This window comes from Accumulibacter sp. (assembly GCF_036625275.1).
In the GTDB taxonomy this organism is placed as follows: domain Bacteria; phylum Pseudomonadota; class Gammaproteobacteria; order Burkholderiales; family Rhodocyclaceae; genus Accumulibacter.
This window is the reverse complement of sequence record NZ_JAZKUD010000006.1, coordinates 1-16728: the sequence shown is the minus strand read 5'-3', so window position 1 is coordinate 16728 and position 16728 is coordinate 1. Positions and strand designations below refer to the sequence as shown.

The window sequence follows — 16728 nt, the reverse complement described above, 5'->3', positions numbered from 1 at the left end:
TTGTCTGCCCTCCCCTCACCGGCTACCTGAAGAGTCTCCCGGTCACTCCCAGATACCCAGCTCGACCAATTGCCGGGTCGCCGCTGCCGCCCAACCCTGATTCGCCAGCGGGCTCGCGGGACTCGGATGCAGCACGCGAGCGGTCCTGACCTGCGTCCCGGTCAGCGCTGCGGCTGCCCGCGTCTCGGCAAAAGCACCGACGCCGATCACCCATTCGGGCCGCAAGACAGAAACCAGCGTTTTCAGGTGCGCATCGCAAGCCACCCGCAGCGCAACCGCTTCAGTTGCCGGCAGCCTGTCGGGAGTCAGATTGCGAGCCTGATCGAAAAAGGCCAGCGGGCAATAGTTGGCGACGAAGTGCTCGGCAAAAAAAGCGTCGGCAGAACCGAAGCGCTCGCGGAATAATCCCCACAGACGCCGCCCGCTGACCTCGGAGCGTGCGCAGGCAAAACCTTCGATCGGTCGCCGGGGGTTCTCGACCGCCGGTTTCAGCACTGCGGCCTCGATCCCCAACCAGTCGCGCACTGCTGCGACTTCCCCGAAAGGCACGCCGCATTGGACCATCCCGAAGGGACCCGGATTCATTCCCAGAAAGACCACCCGCCGGGTACTTGCGCCATAGCGACGCAGGTACAACTCGTGCGCTGACCAAGCGTAAATCAACGGATTGTAGACGTGGCTGACCGGCGGCGAGAAGGTCAGCGTCGAAAGACTGTCGGACAACTGCCGGGCGGCAGCGATCAGTGTCGCGGCGATGGGTGAAGTTCGTTCCATGGTGCAACCTTCAGCAGCAACAACATGCCCGGCGCGGCAAGCAGAAAACACAGGATGAAGAAGCTGACCCAGCCCAGCGACTCGACCAGTGCGCCCGCCGTGGCGTTGATGAAGGTTCGGGGAACGGCGGCCAGGCTGGTAAACAGCGCAAACTGGGTCGCCGTGAAGGCCGGATGGGTGGCACGCGCGATAAAGGCGACGAAAGCGGCAGTACCCAGGCCAACGCCCAGGCACTCGGCGGCAATCACGGCGGCCAGCGCGGCCCGGTCAAGCGCGCCGACAGGTGCCTGTACGCCACGCCAGGCCAGCCAGGCGAAGCCGAGGATGGTCACCATCTGAACCAGGCCAAACAGCCATAGCGCGCGGTTGATCCCCAGACGAACCATCCACAAACCACCCAGCAGACCGCCGAATACCGCCGGCCAGAGTCCGGCATGCTTGGCAATCACGCCGACATCGGTCTTGCTGAAGCCCAGATCCAGATAAAACGGCGTTGCCAGGGCGGTCGCCAGCGAATCGCCAAGCTTGTACAGAAAAATGAAGCCGAGCACCAGCAACGCACCCCGCCAGCCCTGACGACCGATGAACTCATGAAACGGTTCGACCACCGCCTGGCGCAAGGTTTTCGGCGCCCCGAGCACGGCCGGTTCGCTGACCAGCAAGACCATCAACATCCCCGGCAACAGGAAGGCTGCGGTGATCCAGAAGACCTGCCCCCAGGGCAACAGGTCGGCGAGGATCAGCGACAGCGATCCCGGCACCAGCCCGGCGATCCGGTAGGCATTGACATGCACCGAATTACCCAGACCGAGTTCCTGATCGCTGAGGATTTCACGCCGAAACGCATCGAGCGCGACATCCTGCGTCGCCGACAGGAAAGCCAGTATCACCGATAGCCAGATCACCGGCGTCAGATTGCTCGACGGCGAGAATCCTCCGAGCAGACCAATCGACAGGAGCAGGCCGAGCTGCGAGAACAGCATCCAGCCGCGCCGGCGACCCAAAGGCAGGCGATAACGATCCAGCAGCGGCGCCCAGATGAATTTCCAGGTGTAAGGAAACTGGATCAACGCGAACAGACCGATGGTTCTGAGATCCACGCCCTCGCTGCGCAACCACGCCGGCAGCAGATTGAGCAGCAGGTACAGCGGCAAACCCGAGCTGAAACCGGTAAACACGCAGATCAGCATCCGCCTGGTCAGCAGCAGGCGTAGCCAGGCAGGCATCAGGGTCTGCGTCCGAGGCGATAGAAGGCGAGACTGCCGTTGAGATTGGGATCTTCGCGGACCTCACATCCGGCTTCGTCAAAGGCCAGACGTTCGCGAATCTCGATGTCGAGCCGGCGACACAAATTTTCGAAGTCAACAATCGTGAAAAAACGCACGTTCGGGGTATCGAACCAGTCATAGGGCAGGTCTTCGGAGACCGGCATATGTCCCTCGCTGATCGCAACCCGGTTGGCACGGTAAGCGAAATTGGGGAAGCTGACCACTGCTTCTGCCGCAACGCGCAGCATCTCGGTGAGGATGCGCTCGGTGGCGCGCATCGTCTGCAGCGCCTGTGAGATGATCACGTGCTCGAAAGATTCGTCCTCAAAGCCGGACAGTCCGCACTCGATGTCCATCTGGATCACGTCAACCCCGTTGCGGATACAGCCCAGGATACTGTCGTGGTCGATTTCGACACCGTAGCCACTGACCTCCCGAGTTTCGTTCAGATAGCGCAGCAGTCTGCCGTCACCGCAACCCAGGTCGAGAACGCGCTCGCCAGGCGGAATCCAGTGGGCGATCACCGCAAAGTCGAAGCGCTCCCGCTGCTCGGCCCTGACTCTCCGCTCATGCTCGGTCATACCGCAATGTTCTCCAGATAGGCACGCAGCAGCGCGTGATAGTGGGGGTCGTCGAGCAGAAACGAGTCGTGCCCGGCACCGCAGTCGATCTCCGCGTAAACGACGCGCCGGCGATTGTGCAACAGCGCAAAGACGATCTCACGCGAACGCGCTGGTGCGAAACGCCAGTCGGTCGAAAAACTGGCGACAAAGAAGCTGGCCTTGGCGCATGCCAGCGCAGCGGCCAGATTGCCGTCGTAGTCATAGGCGGGATCGAAGTAGTCGAGCGCCTTGGTCATCATCAGATAGGTGTTGGCGTCGAAGAAACCGGCAAACTTGTTGCCCTGATAGCGCAGATAGGACTCGATCTCGAAATCGACCTCGTAACTGAACTTGTGCTCGCCATGGCGCAACTGACGACCGAATTTCTCGGCCATCTGCGTATCCGACAGATAGGTGATGTGAGCGACCATTCTCGCCAGCCGCAAGCCCCTGGTCGGAACGACCCCATGATCCGCGTAGTAACCTCCATGAAAATCCGGATCGGAGAGGATGGCCTGCCGCGCCACCTCGTTAAAGGCGATGTTCTGCGCCGACAGTTTGGGTGCCGAAGCAATCACCATGGCATGACGGATACGGTCGGGAAATTGCAGCGACCATTCGAGCGCCTGCATGCCGCCGAGGCTGCCGCCAATCACCGCAGCCCAGGTGTGCACGCCGAGATGATCGGCCAGGCGAGCCTGCGCTGCGACCCAGTCCTCGACCGTCACCAGCGGAAAATCGGCGCCGTAGCGCTTGCCACTTTCCGGATTGATCGACAGGGGTCCGGTTGACCCGTAGCAGCCACCGAGGTTGTTGACCCCGATCACGAAGAATTTTCTGGTGTCGAGCGGTTTACCTGGACCGACGAGGTTATCCCACCAGCCGACGTTCTCCGGATCGTCCGCATAGTGGCCGGCGACATGGTGGCTACCGGAAAGGGCATGGCAGACCAGCACGGCGTTGGTGTGATCGGCGTTGAGCGTGCCATAGGTTTCGAAAACCAGTTCGAAACCCGGCAACTCGGCACCGCTCTGCAGCCGCAGCGGCTCGTTGAATTGCGCTCGCCGAGGCGCAACGACTCCGACTGAATTCTCAGGTGACATCGTGATCGTTTAATGTGCAAGCCGCGTCAGCGACTCACGAATCTCCCCTCCCCACTTGTGGGGGAGGGGTCGGGGGAGAGGGAAACGGTCATGGCTTTGATGATCGGGGGTGCTTGGAAAAGTCATGACCGTTCGGTGGCAGGAAAAAAATGAATTCATACGCAACTGTTGAGCTTCTCCAGTTGCTCGCGAATCTTCGCCGGTTCCTCATGGCGCAACAGGCGGCGAACGATCGGCGCCAGCTCGGCGCAATTACTCTGCATGATCTTCTGCTTGACCGAGAGGATCTGTGCCGGATGCATCGAGAACTGGCGCAGCCCCATCCCCAGCAGCAGCCGCGTCAGGGTCGGGTCACCGGCGAGTTCGCCGCAGATCGAAACCGGGATATACATCTTTTCGGCACTCGCCATAGTATGCGCCAACAGCATCAATACGGCCGGATGCAGGGGATCATAGAGCGGTGCGACCTCTTCATCGCTGCGATCGATGGCCAGCGTGTACTGGATCAGGTCGTTGGTGCCGATCGACAGAAAATGCATGCGCCGCAGAAACAGGCCGACGGCCAGTGCGGCGGCCGGGATCTCGATCATCGCGCCGACCTGAATCGTCTCATCGAAGGGAATGCGTTCGCCGCGCAGACTCGACTTGGCCCGCTCGACCGCTGCCAGTGTCTGATCGATTTCGTGCGCCTGCGAAAGCATCGGGATCAGGAGCTTGATCTTGCCGTACTTCGAAGCGCGCAGGATGGCCCGTAACTGTGTCTGGAACATCTTTGGCTCGGCGAGCGACAGGCGAATCGCGCGTAGCCCGAGCGCCGGATTGCTTTGCAGTCGCTCGCCCTGCACCTTTTCCGGATGGAGATCCTTGTCGGAGCCGAGATCGAAGGTGCGGATGGTGACCGGCCGGCCACCCATGCCCTTGACGACCGTACGATAGGCTTCGAACTGTTCGTCCTCGGTCGGCATGTCGCCGCGATTGAGAAAGATGAACTCGGTGCGAAACAGGCCAATCCCTTCGGCACCGCCGTCGAGCGCTGCGGCTACGTCACCTGGCAACTCGATGTTGGCCTGCAGATCGATGTCGACGCCGTCGAGGGTCACCGACTTCGCCGTCTTGAGCCGTCTTAGCTTGATCCGTTCAAGCTCGATCTGGCTCTTTCTGAGCCGGTATTCTTCGAGAATGCGCGGATCGGGGTTGACGATCAGGACGCCACGCGTGCCATCGACAATCAGCACTTCGTTATCGTGAATCAGTTGCCGGGCGTTGTGCAGGCCAAGCACCGCCGGAATGCGCAGGCTGCGCGCGAGAATGGCAGTATGCGAAGTCGAACCACCGACATCGGTGACAAAGGCAGCGAAATGATGTTCCTTGTAGGCAATCACGTCGGCCGGCGAAAGATCATGCGCGACCACGATCAGATTCTCTTCCCTGATGCCCTTGCCGGTTCTCAAGGACACCCGGCCCGGCTGGCCGACCAGCTCCTTGATCACCCGCTCGACGACCTGGCGCACGTCATAGCTGCGCTCGCGCAGGTACGGATCGTCAAAACTCTCGAACTGGGCGACCAGGATCTCCATCTGCTGCACCAGCGCCCATTCGGCATTGCAGCGGCGCTCGCGAATCAACTGCTTGGGAACTTCCGCCAGCTCGGGATCGGAAAGGATCATCGAATGCAGGTCGATGAAAGCGCCGAACTCGGCCGAAGTATGCTGCAAACGCCCCTTCAGGGTCGCGAACTCCTCGCGCACGCGCAACAGCGCAGCCTCGAAGCGGGCCACCTCCTTGTCCACCAGGCGCGGCGAGATGAACAGATGCGAGACCTCGAGTGTCGCATGCGACATCAGATGTGCCTGCCCGATCGCGATGCCTCCGGAAACCGCCAGACCATGCAGGGTAAAACTCATGATGCGCTCACTCCACCTCGCCAAACCTTCCCGCGATCAATCCGAGGATCGCCTCGTTTGCCGCTTCTTCGTCCACGCCATTGGTCTCGACGACCACCGTTGAACCCATGCCGGCGGCCAGCATCATCACGCCCATGATGCTCTTGGCGTTGATCCGACGCGCTCCTTTCTCCATCCAGACGTCGCTGTCGAAGCGGCTGGCAAGTTGCGTCAGCTTGGCCGAAGCACGGGCATGCAGGCCCAGCTTGTTGATGATTGCAGTTTCAGCACGTACCATCGAAAACTCCTGTCATTCTAGGCAGGCGGCGGCAGCTTCAGTACGCCATCATGGGCCCCACTGATCGCCTTCTGCAACATGGTTTCCATCCCTTTCTCGCGATAGGTCAGCGCGCGCAGCAGCATCGGCAGACTGAGGCCGGCCACGCCCTCGACATGACCCGGCTCCAGCAGCTTGAGCGCCAGGTTACCGGGTGTCGCACCGAAAACATCGGTCATCACCAGAACGCCTTCGCCACGGTCGACTTCCTTCAGCAACAGGCGCGCCAGCGGCAGGATGTCGAGCGGATCGTCCTGGGCTGCCACGCCAAGCTGTGCGATCAGTGGCGGACGTTTGTTGAGCACGTGGCAAATGTTCTGGATCAGGCTTTCACCAAACGAGCCATGCGTTATCAGGAGAATTCCGATCATCGCGCCCACCCCTTACGACAATTCGTCATTTTAAGCGATTCCGCGCTGCTCGGCAGCATTGACGAACACCTCGCTGCAGCTCCTGCTGCTCCCATGGCCGCCCTGAGCATGCGATAGAATAGGCGTGTGAACAACGACAAACGCAATGTCTATCTGGTTGGCCTGATGGGGGCCGGAAAAACGACCATCGGCAAGGCTCTGGCCAGGCGTCTGGCTTATCATTTTGTGGATACAGACCACGAGGTCGAAGCACGCACCGGCGTCGGTCTGCCGACGATCTTCGAGATTGAAGGCGAGGACGGCTTTCGCAAACGCGAGGCACAGGTCATTGCCGAACTGGCTGACCTGGATGCGCAGGTTGTGGCGACCGGGGGCGGTGCCGTGTTGCGGCCCGAGAACCGGCAGAACCTGCGAGCGAGTGGTCTGGTGATCTATCTCGATGTGCCGCTGCCAACGCTCCACGAACGGACGCGACATGACAAGAAGCGACCGCTGTTACAGGTGAGTGACCCACGCCAGAAACTCCGGGAACTGCATGCACAGCGCGACCCGCTGTACCGCGAAGTCGCTGATCTGGTCGTCAGTGGCAGCCGAATCACGGTCCAGTCCGTTCTGAATTTGCTGATCAAGAAAGTGGGAGAGCCATGAAAACGTTGACGGTCGCACTCGGGGAGCGTTCCTACCCGATTCATGTGGGGCGAGGTCTGATCGAACACGCCGAGTTGCTGGTCCTGAGGCAGCCGAAAGTGGCGATCGTCAGTAACGTGACCGTCGCACCGCTGTACCTGCAACGCCTGGCAGACCCTTTGCGCCGGGCAGGCGTTGAAGTCGTCGAGATGGTGCTGCCCGATGGCGAACGGTTCAAGGACTGGCCAACCCTCAACTCGATTTTTGACCGATTGCTGGAGCGACGCTGCGAACGGTCAACGACCCTGATCGCTCTTGGTGGGGGAGTTGTGGGTGACATCACGGGATTCGCGGCGGCCTGTTTTCAGCGTGGCATGCCTTTCATCCAGGTACCGACGACCCTGCTGGCCCAGGTCGATTCGTCGGTGGGTGGGAAGACCGCAATCAATCACCCTCTCGGCAAGAACATGATCGGGGCTTTCCATCAGCCGCAGCTCGTGCTGACCGATACCGATACCCTGAATACGCTGCCGGACAGAGAACTCCGGGCTGGCCTGGCAGAAGTGATCAAGTACGGATTGATCAGGGATTTGCCCTTTCTTGAGTGGCTTGAAGTTAACCTGGAGTCCCTGCTGTCTCGTGAACCGGCTGCCCTGGCCGAGGCGATTTGCCGTTCGTGCCGGAACAAGGCCGAAGTGGTGGTCGCTGACGAACGTGAGGCGGGCGAGCGGGCTCTGCTTAACCTCGGCCATACCTTTGGGCATGCGATTGAAACCGGTGTCGGCTATGGCGAATGGCTGCACGGTGAGGCCATTGCGGTGGGCTCGATGATGGCGGCCGAACTGTCGTTGCTGCTCGGCTGGATCGACCGGCATGACCTTCTGCGTGTCGAGCGGCTTTTTCAGCGCGCGGGCTTGCCCGTGTGCGGGCCAGCCTTGAATGTCGAACGCTATCTGGAACTGATGCAGCACGACAAGAAGGTCCAGGATGGCAAGCTCCGTCTGGTTCTTCTGCAGAAGCTCGGGCAGGCGGTGCTCAGCGACGCAGCACCGCTTGCCGAAATCCGCAGAGCCATTGGCGCGCGCTCCATGCATGCCTGAGCTTGCTCCGTACGCAGTCACCGCGCTCAACTCACGCGGTCGCCGTTATGCCGACAGCGAACCCGCCCATCGCAGCGAGTTCCAGCGCGATCGTGACCGGATCATCCATTCCACGGCCTTTCGACGCCTCGAATACAAGACACAGGTATTCGTCAATCACGAAGGCGACCTCTTTCGTACCCGCCTGACACACAGCCTTGAAGTCGCCCAGATCGCGCGTGGCATCGCGCGTTCGCTACAGCTCAACGAGGATCTGGCCGAAGCCATTTCACTCGCTCACGATCTCGGTCATACGCCTTTTGGCCATGCCGGGCAGGATGCGCTCAACGATTGCATGCGTGCGCATGGAGGCTTTGAACACAATCTGCAGAGTCTGCGAACGGTTGACCTGCTGGAGGAGCGCTACGCCGCTTTTGATGGCCTCAACCTCTGTTTCGAGACCCGCGAAGGCATCGTCAAACATTGTTCCGTGGACAACGCTCGCCAGCTTGGCAAACTTGGCGAGCGGTTCCTCAGACATACACAACCGTCGCTCGAAGCACAGATCTGCAACCTGGCGGATGAAATCGCTTATAACAATCATGATGTGGACGACGGATTGCGCGCCGGGCTGATCACGCTCGAACAACTTCAGGAGGTCAGCCTGTTTTCCCGGCACATTGCCGACGTCCGGAAAATTCATCCCGAACTGGGCGGGCGCCGGCTGATCCACGAAACCATCCGGCGCATGATCAATACCCTGGTTTGCGACCTGATCGAAACCACCGAAAACCACATTGCGCGGCAAAGGCCGCGGGATCTGTCCGAGGTGCACCTGGCGCCGCCACTGGTGGCGTTCTCCGACGATTTATACGCGGCGCAGCGCCAACTGAAGCGCTTCCTGCATGTCCACCTCTATCAGCACTATCAGGTTCTGCGGATGGCCAGCAGGGCGAAACGTATCGTCAGCGATCTATTTTCCGCCTTTGTCAGCAATCCGCGCTTGCTGCCCCCGCAATATCAGGTGCTTGCCGATGGCGATCAAGTCCGCAGGGTGGCCGACTATGTCGCTGGGATGACCGATCGCTATGCCGTCAAGGAACATCGCCGCTTGTTTGCAGTGGGTGTGGAGGGCTGAGAACCCAACCCCTGTGGGGTTTGCGGGTCGGCGAGCAGCGCACTAAGGCGATGGCCAATCCTTGATGTACGCCTTGAGCAGCTTGTTTTCCAGGTTGCGCTCTTCGAGCACGGCCTTGGCGACGTCGTGAAAGGAGACGATCCCGACAATGGTATCTTCTTCCATGACCGGCACATAGCGGGTGTGTGTGTCCACCATGATTCGACGCAATTCGTCGACGTCCATGTCCGGATCAGCGGTTGGGGGGTTGCGGTCCATCGCCTCGATGACCAGAATTTCGGCAATCGGCGGCGTTGGCCCGACCCGGCGCTCGGTCTGGCGTTTGGCGAGGATTGCCATGACTTCACGAAAAGTCAGCATTCCTGCCAGCTTGCCTCCCTCCATGACGATCACCGAGCCGATGTCATTCTCGGCCATCATGATGACCGCTTCCGAAAGAGGCGAGTCGGGATGTACGGCAAACAGCGCTGAATCTTTGACCTGCAGAACTTCTTTGACCTCCATGTCACCCCCTAGAGATAGGATAGCTGGCGGATGCGCCTGCACTCATCGGCGTGATTTTACCAGATGTCGATCCACATCCGAAAAATTCACCCTTCGAAAAGCGCAACGCCCGCGCATGCGGGCGTTGCCGGGCGAACGAGAAAGGACTCCGATCAGATCTTCAGGGCAACCAGCACCTCATCGAGCATCTTCTTGGCATCGCCAAAGAGCATGCGGTTGTTTTCCTTGTAGAAGAGTGGGTTGTCCACGCCGGCATAGCCGGAGGCCATGCTGCGTTTCATCACGATCGAGGTTTTTGCCTTCCAGACTTCCAGGACGGGCATGCCGGCGATCGGGCTGTTTGGATCATCCTGTGCCGCCGGATTGACGATGTCGTTAGCGCCAATGATCATCGCGACATCGGTCTTCGGAAAATCGTCATTGAGCTCATCCATTTCCTGCACGATATCGTAAGGGACCTTGGCTTCGGCCAGAAGAACGTTCATGTGGCCGGGCATGCGGCCCGCCACTGGGTGAATGCCGAAGCGAACGTTCACCCCCTTCTCGCGGAGCAACTTGGTGATCTCGTAGACCGTGTGCTGTGCCTGCGCCACCGCCATGCCATAGCCGGGAACGATGATCACGTTCTTGGCTTCGCGCAGCATTTCGGCGGTTTCGGGAGCGACGATCGGGACCACTTCGCCGGCTGGTTGGGCGCCGCCAGCGGCCGCTGCAGGCGTTCCTCCGGTCGTCCCGAAGCCGCCGGCGATGACGCTGATGAAGTGGCGATTCATCGCCGCACACATGATGTACGACAGGATCGCACCGCTCGATCCGACCAGCGCGCCGGTGACGATCAACAGGTCGTTCGAGAGCATGAAACCGGTCGCCGCCGCAGCCCAGCCAGAGTAGCTGTTGAGCATCGAGACCACCACCGGCATGTCGGCTCCTCCGATCGCCATCACCATGTGGATGCCGAAGAGCAGCGCGATGACCGTCATCACGATCAGCGGCGTCATGCCTTCACTGACCGAATGAGCATGCAGGAATTCGCGTCCGAAGTAGATGACGACCAGCAGTCCGGCGAGATTGATCCAGTGGCGAGCCGGCAGCAGCAGCGGATTGCCCGAAATCTTGCCGGAAAGTTTGCCGAAGGCGATGACCGACCCCGAGAAGGTCACTGCACCAATCAGAATGCCAAGGTAGATTTCAACCTCGTGAATCGATTTCTCCGCGCCGCTCATATGCGCCGACGCGCCAGGATCGATGTAGTTCGCAAAACCGACCAGCATCGCCGCAAGGCCGACCATGCTGTGCATCAGCGCGACCAGTTCAGGCATCTGGGTCATCTGCACGGTACGGGCCGCATAGATGCCGATGCTCGCACCGACCACCATCGCGGCGATGATCCACGCGTACCCGCTTCCCCCGACGTGCGGGCCGAAGACCGTCGCCAGAACGGCGATGGACATGCCGATGATTCCGTACAGGTTGCCGCGTCGCGAGGTCTCCGGATTGCTGAGCCCACCGAGGCAGAGGATGAAGAGGATGGTTGCTCCGAGGTAGGAGACAGTTGCCAGGCTTTCAGACATGTTCATCAACTCCTATTTGCGGAACATCGCCAGCATGCGCTGGGTTACGGCGAAGCCGCCGAACATGTTGATCGTCGCCAGGACGATGGCACCGACGGCCAGCCAGCGGATCCAGTCGGCCGGGCGGTCGATCCCACCCGCCAGCGGAGGTGCAATCTGCACCAGCGCACCGATGGCGATGATGCTGCTGATGGCATTGGTGACACTCATCAGCGGCGTGTGCAAGGCGGGTGTGACGTTCCAGACCACCATATAGCCGACGAAACAGGCCAGCACGAAAACCGTGAAGTGACCGAGGAAAGCCGCAGGCGCTCCCGCGCCGATGAACCAGAAGATCACTGCGGCGGCGGCAAAGAGCATGGCCACGGCGGTGCCGGAAGTCGGGGCGCTACCCTTGCCGTGACCATGCGATTTTTTCGCGGCCACCACCGGCTGGGCCACCGCCGGTGGCGCAACTGGCGCTGCTGCCGACGGCTTGGGTGCCGGAGGCGGCCAAGTGATGTTGCCTTCCTTGATGACAGTCAGGCCGCGGATGGCTTCGTCCTCCATATTGACGTCGATGATGCCGTCCTTGGTCTTGCACAGTTCCTCAGCGAGGCGGAACAGATTGGTGCTGTACAGCGTCGACGACTGCCGCGCCAAGCGGCTGACCAGATCGGTGTAGCCGATGATGGTGACGTCGTGCTTCACGACTGCCTGGCCAGGCTCGGTCAGTTCGCAGTTGCCGCCCTGTTCGGCGGCCATGTCGACGATTACGCTGCCCGCTTTCATTGAGCGCACCATCTCGGCGGTGATCAGCCTGGGCGCCGGTTTGCCAGGAATCAGCGCGGTGGTGATAATGATGTCCACCTCACGGGCTTGCCTGGCGTACATGTCGCGCTGGGCTTTCTGGAAGCCCTCGCTCATCACCTTCGCGTAACCGCCGCCACCGGAACCTTCTTCCTCGTAATCAACCTTGACGAATTCACCGCCCAGCGACGCGACCTGATCGGCCACTTCGGCACGCGTGTCGTTGGCGCGAACGATGGCGCCGAGGTTGGCGGCAGTGCCAATCGCCGCCAGGCCGGCGACGCCAGCACCGGCAATGAAGACCTTGGCCGGCGGAACCTTGCCAGCCGCCGTGATCTGGCCGTTGAAGAAGCGACCGAAGGCGTTGGCAGCCTCGATGACAGCGCGGTAGCCAGCCACGCCAGCCTGGGAGGTCAACGCGTCCATCTTCTGGGCGCGAGAGAGCGTGCGCGGCAGCGAGTCGATGGCCAGCACCGTCGCCTTGCGCGCAGCGAGTTGCTGCAGAAGCTCGGGGTTCTGGGCCGGCCAGATGAAGCTGACCAGCGTGCTCCCCTCGCGCATCAGGCCGACTTCTGCTGCTGACGGCCCACGTACCTTGAAGATGATGTCCGACGACGACCAGAGGTTGACCGCCCCTTCAGCGATCGCAGCGCCGGCAGCCTTGTACGCATCGTCCGAGATGTTCGCGGCGTCGCCGGCGCCGGATTCGACCAGCACGGCGAAACCCAGCTTGATCAGTTTTTCAACGACTTCGGGTACGGTCGCAACCCGTTTTTCTCCTGCAGCAGTCTCTCTGGGAACTCCGATTGTTAGCGGCATTCATTCCTCCATCACGTGTAGTACCAGTATTCAAAATAACCGGTTCGCAGGGCGCGAAACCAGCCTCCCCCAAAAACCTCCAGTCACGGTCTTCAAATTGCTCGGAAAAGTCCCTGCCGGCAATCGCTGCCGGGTGATCTTCCCCTGCTTGTGGTGCTGCTGGCCAAAAAACGGCCAGTCTGAGCTTAGCACAAGTCCGGATCGGACTTTAGCATGACCAAAAAGAAGCGCGAAGCGCTTGCCTTTTGCGGGAAGGTCATGCCTTGCATTAGAATGCCGGCTTTTGCGTTTTTCAACTGGATTGGGGATGGCACTGATCGTTCAGAAGTTTGGTGGCACGTCGGTTGCATCGACGGATCGCATCAAGAATGTCGCCAAGCGAGTTGCTCGCTGGCGAGCGCAAGGACACGACATTATCCTGGTTCCTTCGGCCATGGCCGGAGAGACCAACCGGCTGATCGGCCTGGCCAGGGAGATCTCGCCTACACCGGACCCGCGCGAACTCGACGTGATCGCCTCGACTGGCGAACAGGTGACCATCGGCTTGCTGGCCATGGCCATGCACGCCGAGGGGCTCAAGGCAAAGAGCTTTACCGGTTTCCAGGTCGGGGTGCTGACCGATAGCACCTTTACCAAGGCGCGGATTCTGAAAATCGACCAGCACCGGATTCGCAAGGCGCTGGCTGATGGACACGTCGTCGTCGTGGCAGGCTTTCAGGGTGCCGATGAATTTGGCAACATCACCACCCTGGGTCGGGGAGGATCGGACACTTCTGCCGTGGCGTTGGCAGCAGCGATGAAGGCCGACGAATGCCAAATCTACACTGATGTTGACGGCGTCTACACGACTGACCCGCGCGTCGTTCCGGAAGCACGCAAACTCGACAGCATCACTTTTGAAGAGATGCTGGAGATGGCCAGTCTCGGGTCCAAGGTGCTCCAGATCCGCTCGGTCGAGTTTGCCGGCAAGTACAAAGTCAAACTCCGTGTGCTTTCCAGCTTCGAGGAGGAAGGTGAAGGTACGTTGATCACTGTTGAGGAAAAAGGGAATATGGAACAACCGATTATCTCCGGGATCGCTTTCAATCGCGACGAAGCCAAACTCACCGTACTGGGCGTTCCGGATCGTCCAGGCATTGCTTACCAGATCCTCGGGCCGATTGCCGATGCGAACATCGACGTCGACATGATCATCCAGAATATCGGCCGTGACGATACCACCGACTTTTCTTTCACCGTCAATCGCACTGACTACAGCAAGGCGTTTTCCATCCTGGAAACCGTCAAGGAAAAAATTGGCGCACGCGACATCAGCGGGGACACCACCACCTGCAAGGTGTCCGCTGTTGGAGTTGGCATGCGCTCCCATCCAGGCGTGGCAAGCAAGATGTTCGGCGCACTGGCCAAGGAAAACATCAACCTGCAGATGATTTCGACATCCGAGATCAAGATCTCGGTGGTCATCGAAGAAAGATACCTCGAGCTTGCAGTGCGCGTCCTGCACAAGGCCTTTGGCCTGGAAAAACCTCCAAAATCGAAGTTGGGTTTGACCGGTCGTGGTGAAACCGATATCATTACACCTTCCTAGGAGACGTGGCCGAGAGGTCGAAGGCACTCCCCTGCTAAGGGAGCATGCGGGCATAAACCTGCATCAAGGGTTCAAATCCCTTCGTCTCCGCCAGGACACCAGACCTAAACTGTCTGAACCAAAAACGAACACCCCGCTCAACGCCTTGTTTTGCGGGGTTTTTCGTTGAAACCTCCTGACTTCGCCAACCCCACAAATGTCATATCTGCGCTCTTAACGGCCATTTCTCTCGAAACCTCCTGACTTCGGGAATTTAGTACGGTTTTTTCAAGCCTTTGTTTTTGCTTGGGAATTACGGGGTTGTGGGCGGGTTTCGCGTTGGCGTATGCTTTGGTTTCGTGAGGGATGCCATCGCGAAATGCCTGGTTGGTGGTGGGGGCAGCGCTCGGCGCTGTGGTCATGGACTCAATGCCTCCACAAGGGTTCTCACAGGCCTCATCAGGAAATGGAGGATGCGAACGGCGTGGGCCTGAGACAGCGGGTACTGCTGCTCTCTCCGCTTCAATTCCTGCCTGGCCAAGGATCTCCCACGGAGAACTTGATCTCGACGTGCACCATGACAGCACATCACCGTCAAGAGTCTGTTAACCTTGTGTCCTATTCTGCTTGCCTTCCTCAACGAGCTTTCGTTCAATCGCATTCGACGACGATCCATGACACTCAAGACGCTTTGCACCCCCCGAGCCTCCGTCTTTGCTGCTGACCGCCGGGCCACGGTTCTCAGCCTCGATACGTTCCTCAAAGGTCAGGTTCACGGTTCCGAGTTTTTCGACGAGAACTACTTCACCAACGGCATGGTGACCCTGGTTGATCGTGCGTTTCGGCACCTCTCAGGCTCGGGAGCGGGTTCGTCAGTCTTTCTGCTGTCGCAGGCCATGGGGGGCGGCAAGACGCACAGCATGATCGGGCTTGGCTTGCTTGCGCGTGATCCGGAGTTGCGCCGCCGCGTCCTGGGGGACAAGGACCCGGCACCCAAATTGGGGCGCTGTCGTGTGGTGGGCTTCAATGGACGCAACACCGATGCTGCCGGGGGTATCTGGGGGTCCATTGCCGAACAACTGGGGAAGGCGGTGCAATTCACTCGCTATGTGTCGCCGCTGCTCAGCGCGCCTGGCCCGGAGGCCTGGAAACAGTTGCTTGGCGGGGACCCGTTGGTGCTTTTTCTGGATGAGTTGCCACCGTACCTAGAATACGCGGTGACGGTTCCGGTCGGCAATGGTGATCTGGCTGTGGTCACGACCACGGCGCTCGGCAATCTTTTTGTCGCTGTTGCCGAGATGGACAACGTTTGCCTCGTCCTGTCCGATCTTGCCGGCAGCAATTTCAGCCTCGGCCAGGCGAACCTGCAAGCTGCGTTCGACCGTGCCGTGAAAGGCATCACCTCAGAGTCTCGTCGAATTGCCGTCCCGATCACACCGGTGAATCCAAACGGAGATGAGCTTTATCACATCCTGCGCAAACGGCTGTTTCAGAACGTCGCACCGCAGGCAGAAAGCGAGCGGGTTGCCGCTGCCTACCGGGATGCGCTGCGCGAGGCGGTTCGCATGAACCTGACGTCCACCACGCCGGAATCACTCTATACGCGAGTGATCGATGCCTACCCCTTTCATCCCGATTTGCGTGAGCTTGTCGGCAAGTTCAAGGAAAACGAAGGCTTTCAGCAGACCCGTGGCGTCATCCGCCTGATGCAGATGGTGGTCTCCGACCTCTGGAAATCGGAAAAAGCTGCTGCGAAGGACCTGATCAGTCCGTACGACATTGATTTCAACGTCGACGAGATCGCTTCCGAGATTCGCACCATCAACCCCTCGTTGAGCGAAGCCATTGCGCATGACATCGCTCACGGGGGCGACTCCGAAGTTGAGCAGATCGACCTGGCCAATGGGAATGCCGACGCCTCCGAAGCCGCACGCGTCATTCTGGTTGCCTCGCTCTCCAGTACGCCGGGCGCCATTCATGGGCTGCGCGAGTATCAACTGGTTGATTGCCTGCAGCGGCCCGGTCGCGACCTCTCCACCTTCAAGGCCAACGTCCTCGACAAACTGGCGACGCGCGCCTGGTATCTCCACAATTCGGCGGACGGCCGCCTGTTCTTCAAGAACCAGCAGAATCTCGCCGCCAAGCTGCGTTCAACGGCGCTCTCATTGCACGCCGAAACCGTTGACCGGATGCTCCGCAAGCACCTGGAGGACTACTTTGCCGCTTCGCTCCGAGACTGCTACCAGGTCATCAAAGTCCTGCCCCCGCCCGACGAAGTTCAGGTCGAGCAGGAAAA

The 16728-nt window shown here is 60.0% G+C and carries 16 protein-coding genes and 1 tRNA gene; 6 read left to right on the top strand and 11 right to left on the bottom strand.

The features are described from left to right. Positions 1 to 42 precede the first annotated feature (42 nt). The 7 genes from V5B39_RS04530 to V5B39_RS04500 all read right to left on the bottom strand — a co-directional run bounded on the left by V5B39_RS04530 (position 43) and on the right by V5B39_RS04500 (position 6338). Positions 43 to 774, bottom strand: a complete 732-nt coding sequence (locus V5B39_RS04530; protein ID WP_332341735.1) for a uracil-DNA glycosylase family protein — start codon at positions 772 to 774, stop codon at positions 43 to 45. Beyond that, positions 741 to 2000, bottom strand: a complete 1260-nt coding sequence (locus V5B39_RS04525) for an AmpG family muropeptide MFS transporter (RefSeq protein ID WP_332341734.1) — start codon at positions 1998 to 2000, stop codon at positions 741 to 743. The genes V5B39_RS04530 and V5B39_RS04525 overlap by 34 nt, the downstream gene beginning before the upstream one ends. After that, a complete protein-coding gene (gene metW / locus V5B39_RS04520) occupies positions 2000 to 2623 on the bottom strand; it encodes a methionine biosynthesis protein MetW (protein ID WP_332341733.1) in 624 nt (207 codons plus the stop codon). Before metW ends, V5B39_RS04525 begins: the two co-directional genes overlap by 1 nt. Next, complete coding sequence (metX, locus tag V5B39_RS04515) at positions 2620 to 3747, bottom strand: homoserine O-succinyltransferase MetX (RefSeq protein ID WP_332341732.1); 1128 nt, start codon at positions 3745 to 3747, stop codon at positions 2620 to 2622. Before metX ends, metW begins: the two co-directional genes overlap by 4 nt. Positions 3748 to 3902: 155 nt before the next feature. Then, positions 3903 to 5651, bottom strand: coding sequence for a phosphoenolpyruvate--protein phosphotransferase (ptsP, locus tag V5B39_RS04510; protein ID WP_332341731.1), 1749 nt, complete (start codon positions 5649 to 5651; stop codon positions 3903 to 3905). Between the two features lie 7 nt (positions 5652 to 5658). Further along, positions 5659 to 5928, bottom strand: coding sequence for an HPr family phosphocarrier protein (locus tag V5B39_RS04505; protein ID WP_332341730.1), 270 nt, complete (start codon positions 5926 to 5928; stop codon positions 5659 to 5661). Between the two features lie 17 nt (positions 5929 to 5945). Continuing rightward, on the bottom strand, positions 5946 to 6338 hold the full coding sequence (locus tag V5B39_RS04500; RefSeq protein ID WP_034921075.1) for a PTS sugar transporter subunit IIA: 393 nt from the start codon (positions 6336 to 6338) through the stop codon (positions 5946 to 5948). Positions 6339 to 6464: 126 nt separating this feature from the next. Here V5B39_RS04500 and V5B39_RS04495 point away from each other — a divergent pair, with 126 nt between their 5' ends. The 3 genes from V5B39_RS04495 to V5B39_RS04485 are packed head-to-tail and all read left to right on the top strand — an operon-like array spanning position 6465 to position 9182. Beyond that, positions 6465 to 6986, top strand: a complete 522-nt coding sequence (locus V5B39_RS04495; protein WP_434735650.1) for a shikimate kinase — start codon at positions 6465 to 6467, stop codon at positions 6984 to 6986. Continuing rightward, entirely contained in the window at positions 6983 to 8065 is a 1083-nt protein-coding gene (gene aroB, locus V5B39_RS04490) for a 3-dehydroquinate synthase (protein ID WP_332341729.1), read from the top strand. The genes V5B39_RS04495 and aroB overlap by 4 nt, the downstream gene beginning before the upstream one ends. Continuing rightward, positions 8058 to 9182 (top strand): deoxyguanosinetriphosphate triphosphohydrolase, encoded by a 1125-nt coding sequence (locus V5B39_RS04485; RefSeq protein WP_332341728.1) that lies wholly within the window; start codon positions 8058 to 8060, stop codon positions 9180 to 9182. The genes aroB and V5B39_RS04485 overlap by 8 nt, the downstream gene beginning before the upstream one ends. Before the next feature lie 42 nt (positions 9183 to 9224). On the opposite strand, the gene V5B39_RS04480 is transcribed toward V5B39_RS04485, so the two are convergent. From V5B39_RS04480 to V5B39_RS04470, 3 genes are all read right to left on the bottom strand, one after another. Continuing rightward, positions 9225 to 9686, bottom strand: a complete 462-nt coding sequence (locus V5B39_RS04480; RefSeq protein ID WP_332341727.1) for a CBS domain-containing protein — start codon at positions 9684 to 9686, stop codon at positions 9225 to 9227. A gap of 152 nt (positions 9687 to 9838) precedes the next feature. After that, positions 9839 to 11257: a Re/Si-specific NAD(P)(+) transhydrogenase subunit beta gene (pntB, locus tag V5B39_RS04475; protein WP_332341726.1), complete on the bottom strand. Its 1419-nt coding sequence runs from the start codon at positions 11255 to 11257 to the stop codon at positions 9839 to 9841. A gap of 12 nt (positions 11258 to 11269) precedes the next feature. After that, positions 11270 to 12865 carry a Re/Si-specific NAD(P)(+) transhydrogenase subunit alpha gene (locus V5B39_RS04470; protein ID WP_332341725.1) on the bottom strand — a complete coding sequence of 532 codons (1596 nt, stop codon included), beginning with the start codon at positions 12863 to 12865 and terminating at the stop codon, positions 11270 to 11272. A 307-nt stretch (positions 12866 to 13172) separates the two neighbouring features. Between V5B39_RS04470 and V5B39_RS04465 the strand changes: the two genes are divergently transcribed. Both V5B39_RS04465 and V5B39_RS04460 read left to right on the top strand, forming a co-directional pair. Continuing rightward, positions 13173 to 14453 (top strand): aspartate kinase, encoded by a 1281-nt coding sequence (locus V5B39_RS04465; protein WP_332341724.1) that lies wholly within the window; start codon positions 13173 to 13175, stop codon positions 14451 to 14453. Then, positions 14453 to 14546, top strand: a tRNA-Ser gene (locus V5B39_RS04460). The genes V5B39_RS04465 and V5B39_RS04460 overlap by 1 nt, the downstream gene beginning before the upstream one ends. Positions 14547 to 14590: 44 nt before the next feature. On the opposite strand, the gene V5B39_RS04455 is transcribed toward V5B39_RS04460, so the two are convergent. Then, positions 14591 to 14854: a hypothetical protein gene (locus V5B39_RS04455; RefSeq protein WP_332341723.1), complete on the bottom strand. Its 264-nt coding sequence runs from the start codon at positions 14852 to 14854 to the stop codon at positions 14591 to 14593. A 252-nt stretch (positions 14855 to 15106) separates the two neighbouring features. Between V5B39_RS04455 and V5B39_RS04450 the strand changes: the two genes are divergently transcribed. Beyond that, a partial coding sequence (locus tag V5B39_RS04450) for a DUF499 domain-containing protein (protein ID WP_332341722.1) occupies positions 15107 to 16728 on the top strand: 1622 nt, incomplete at its 3' end.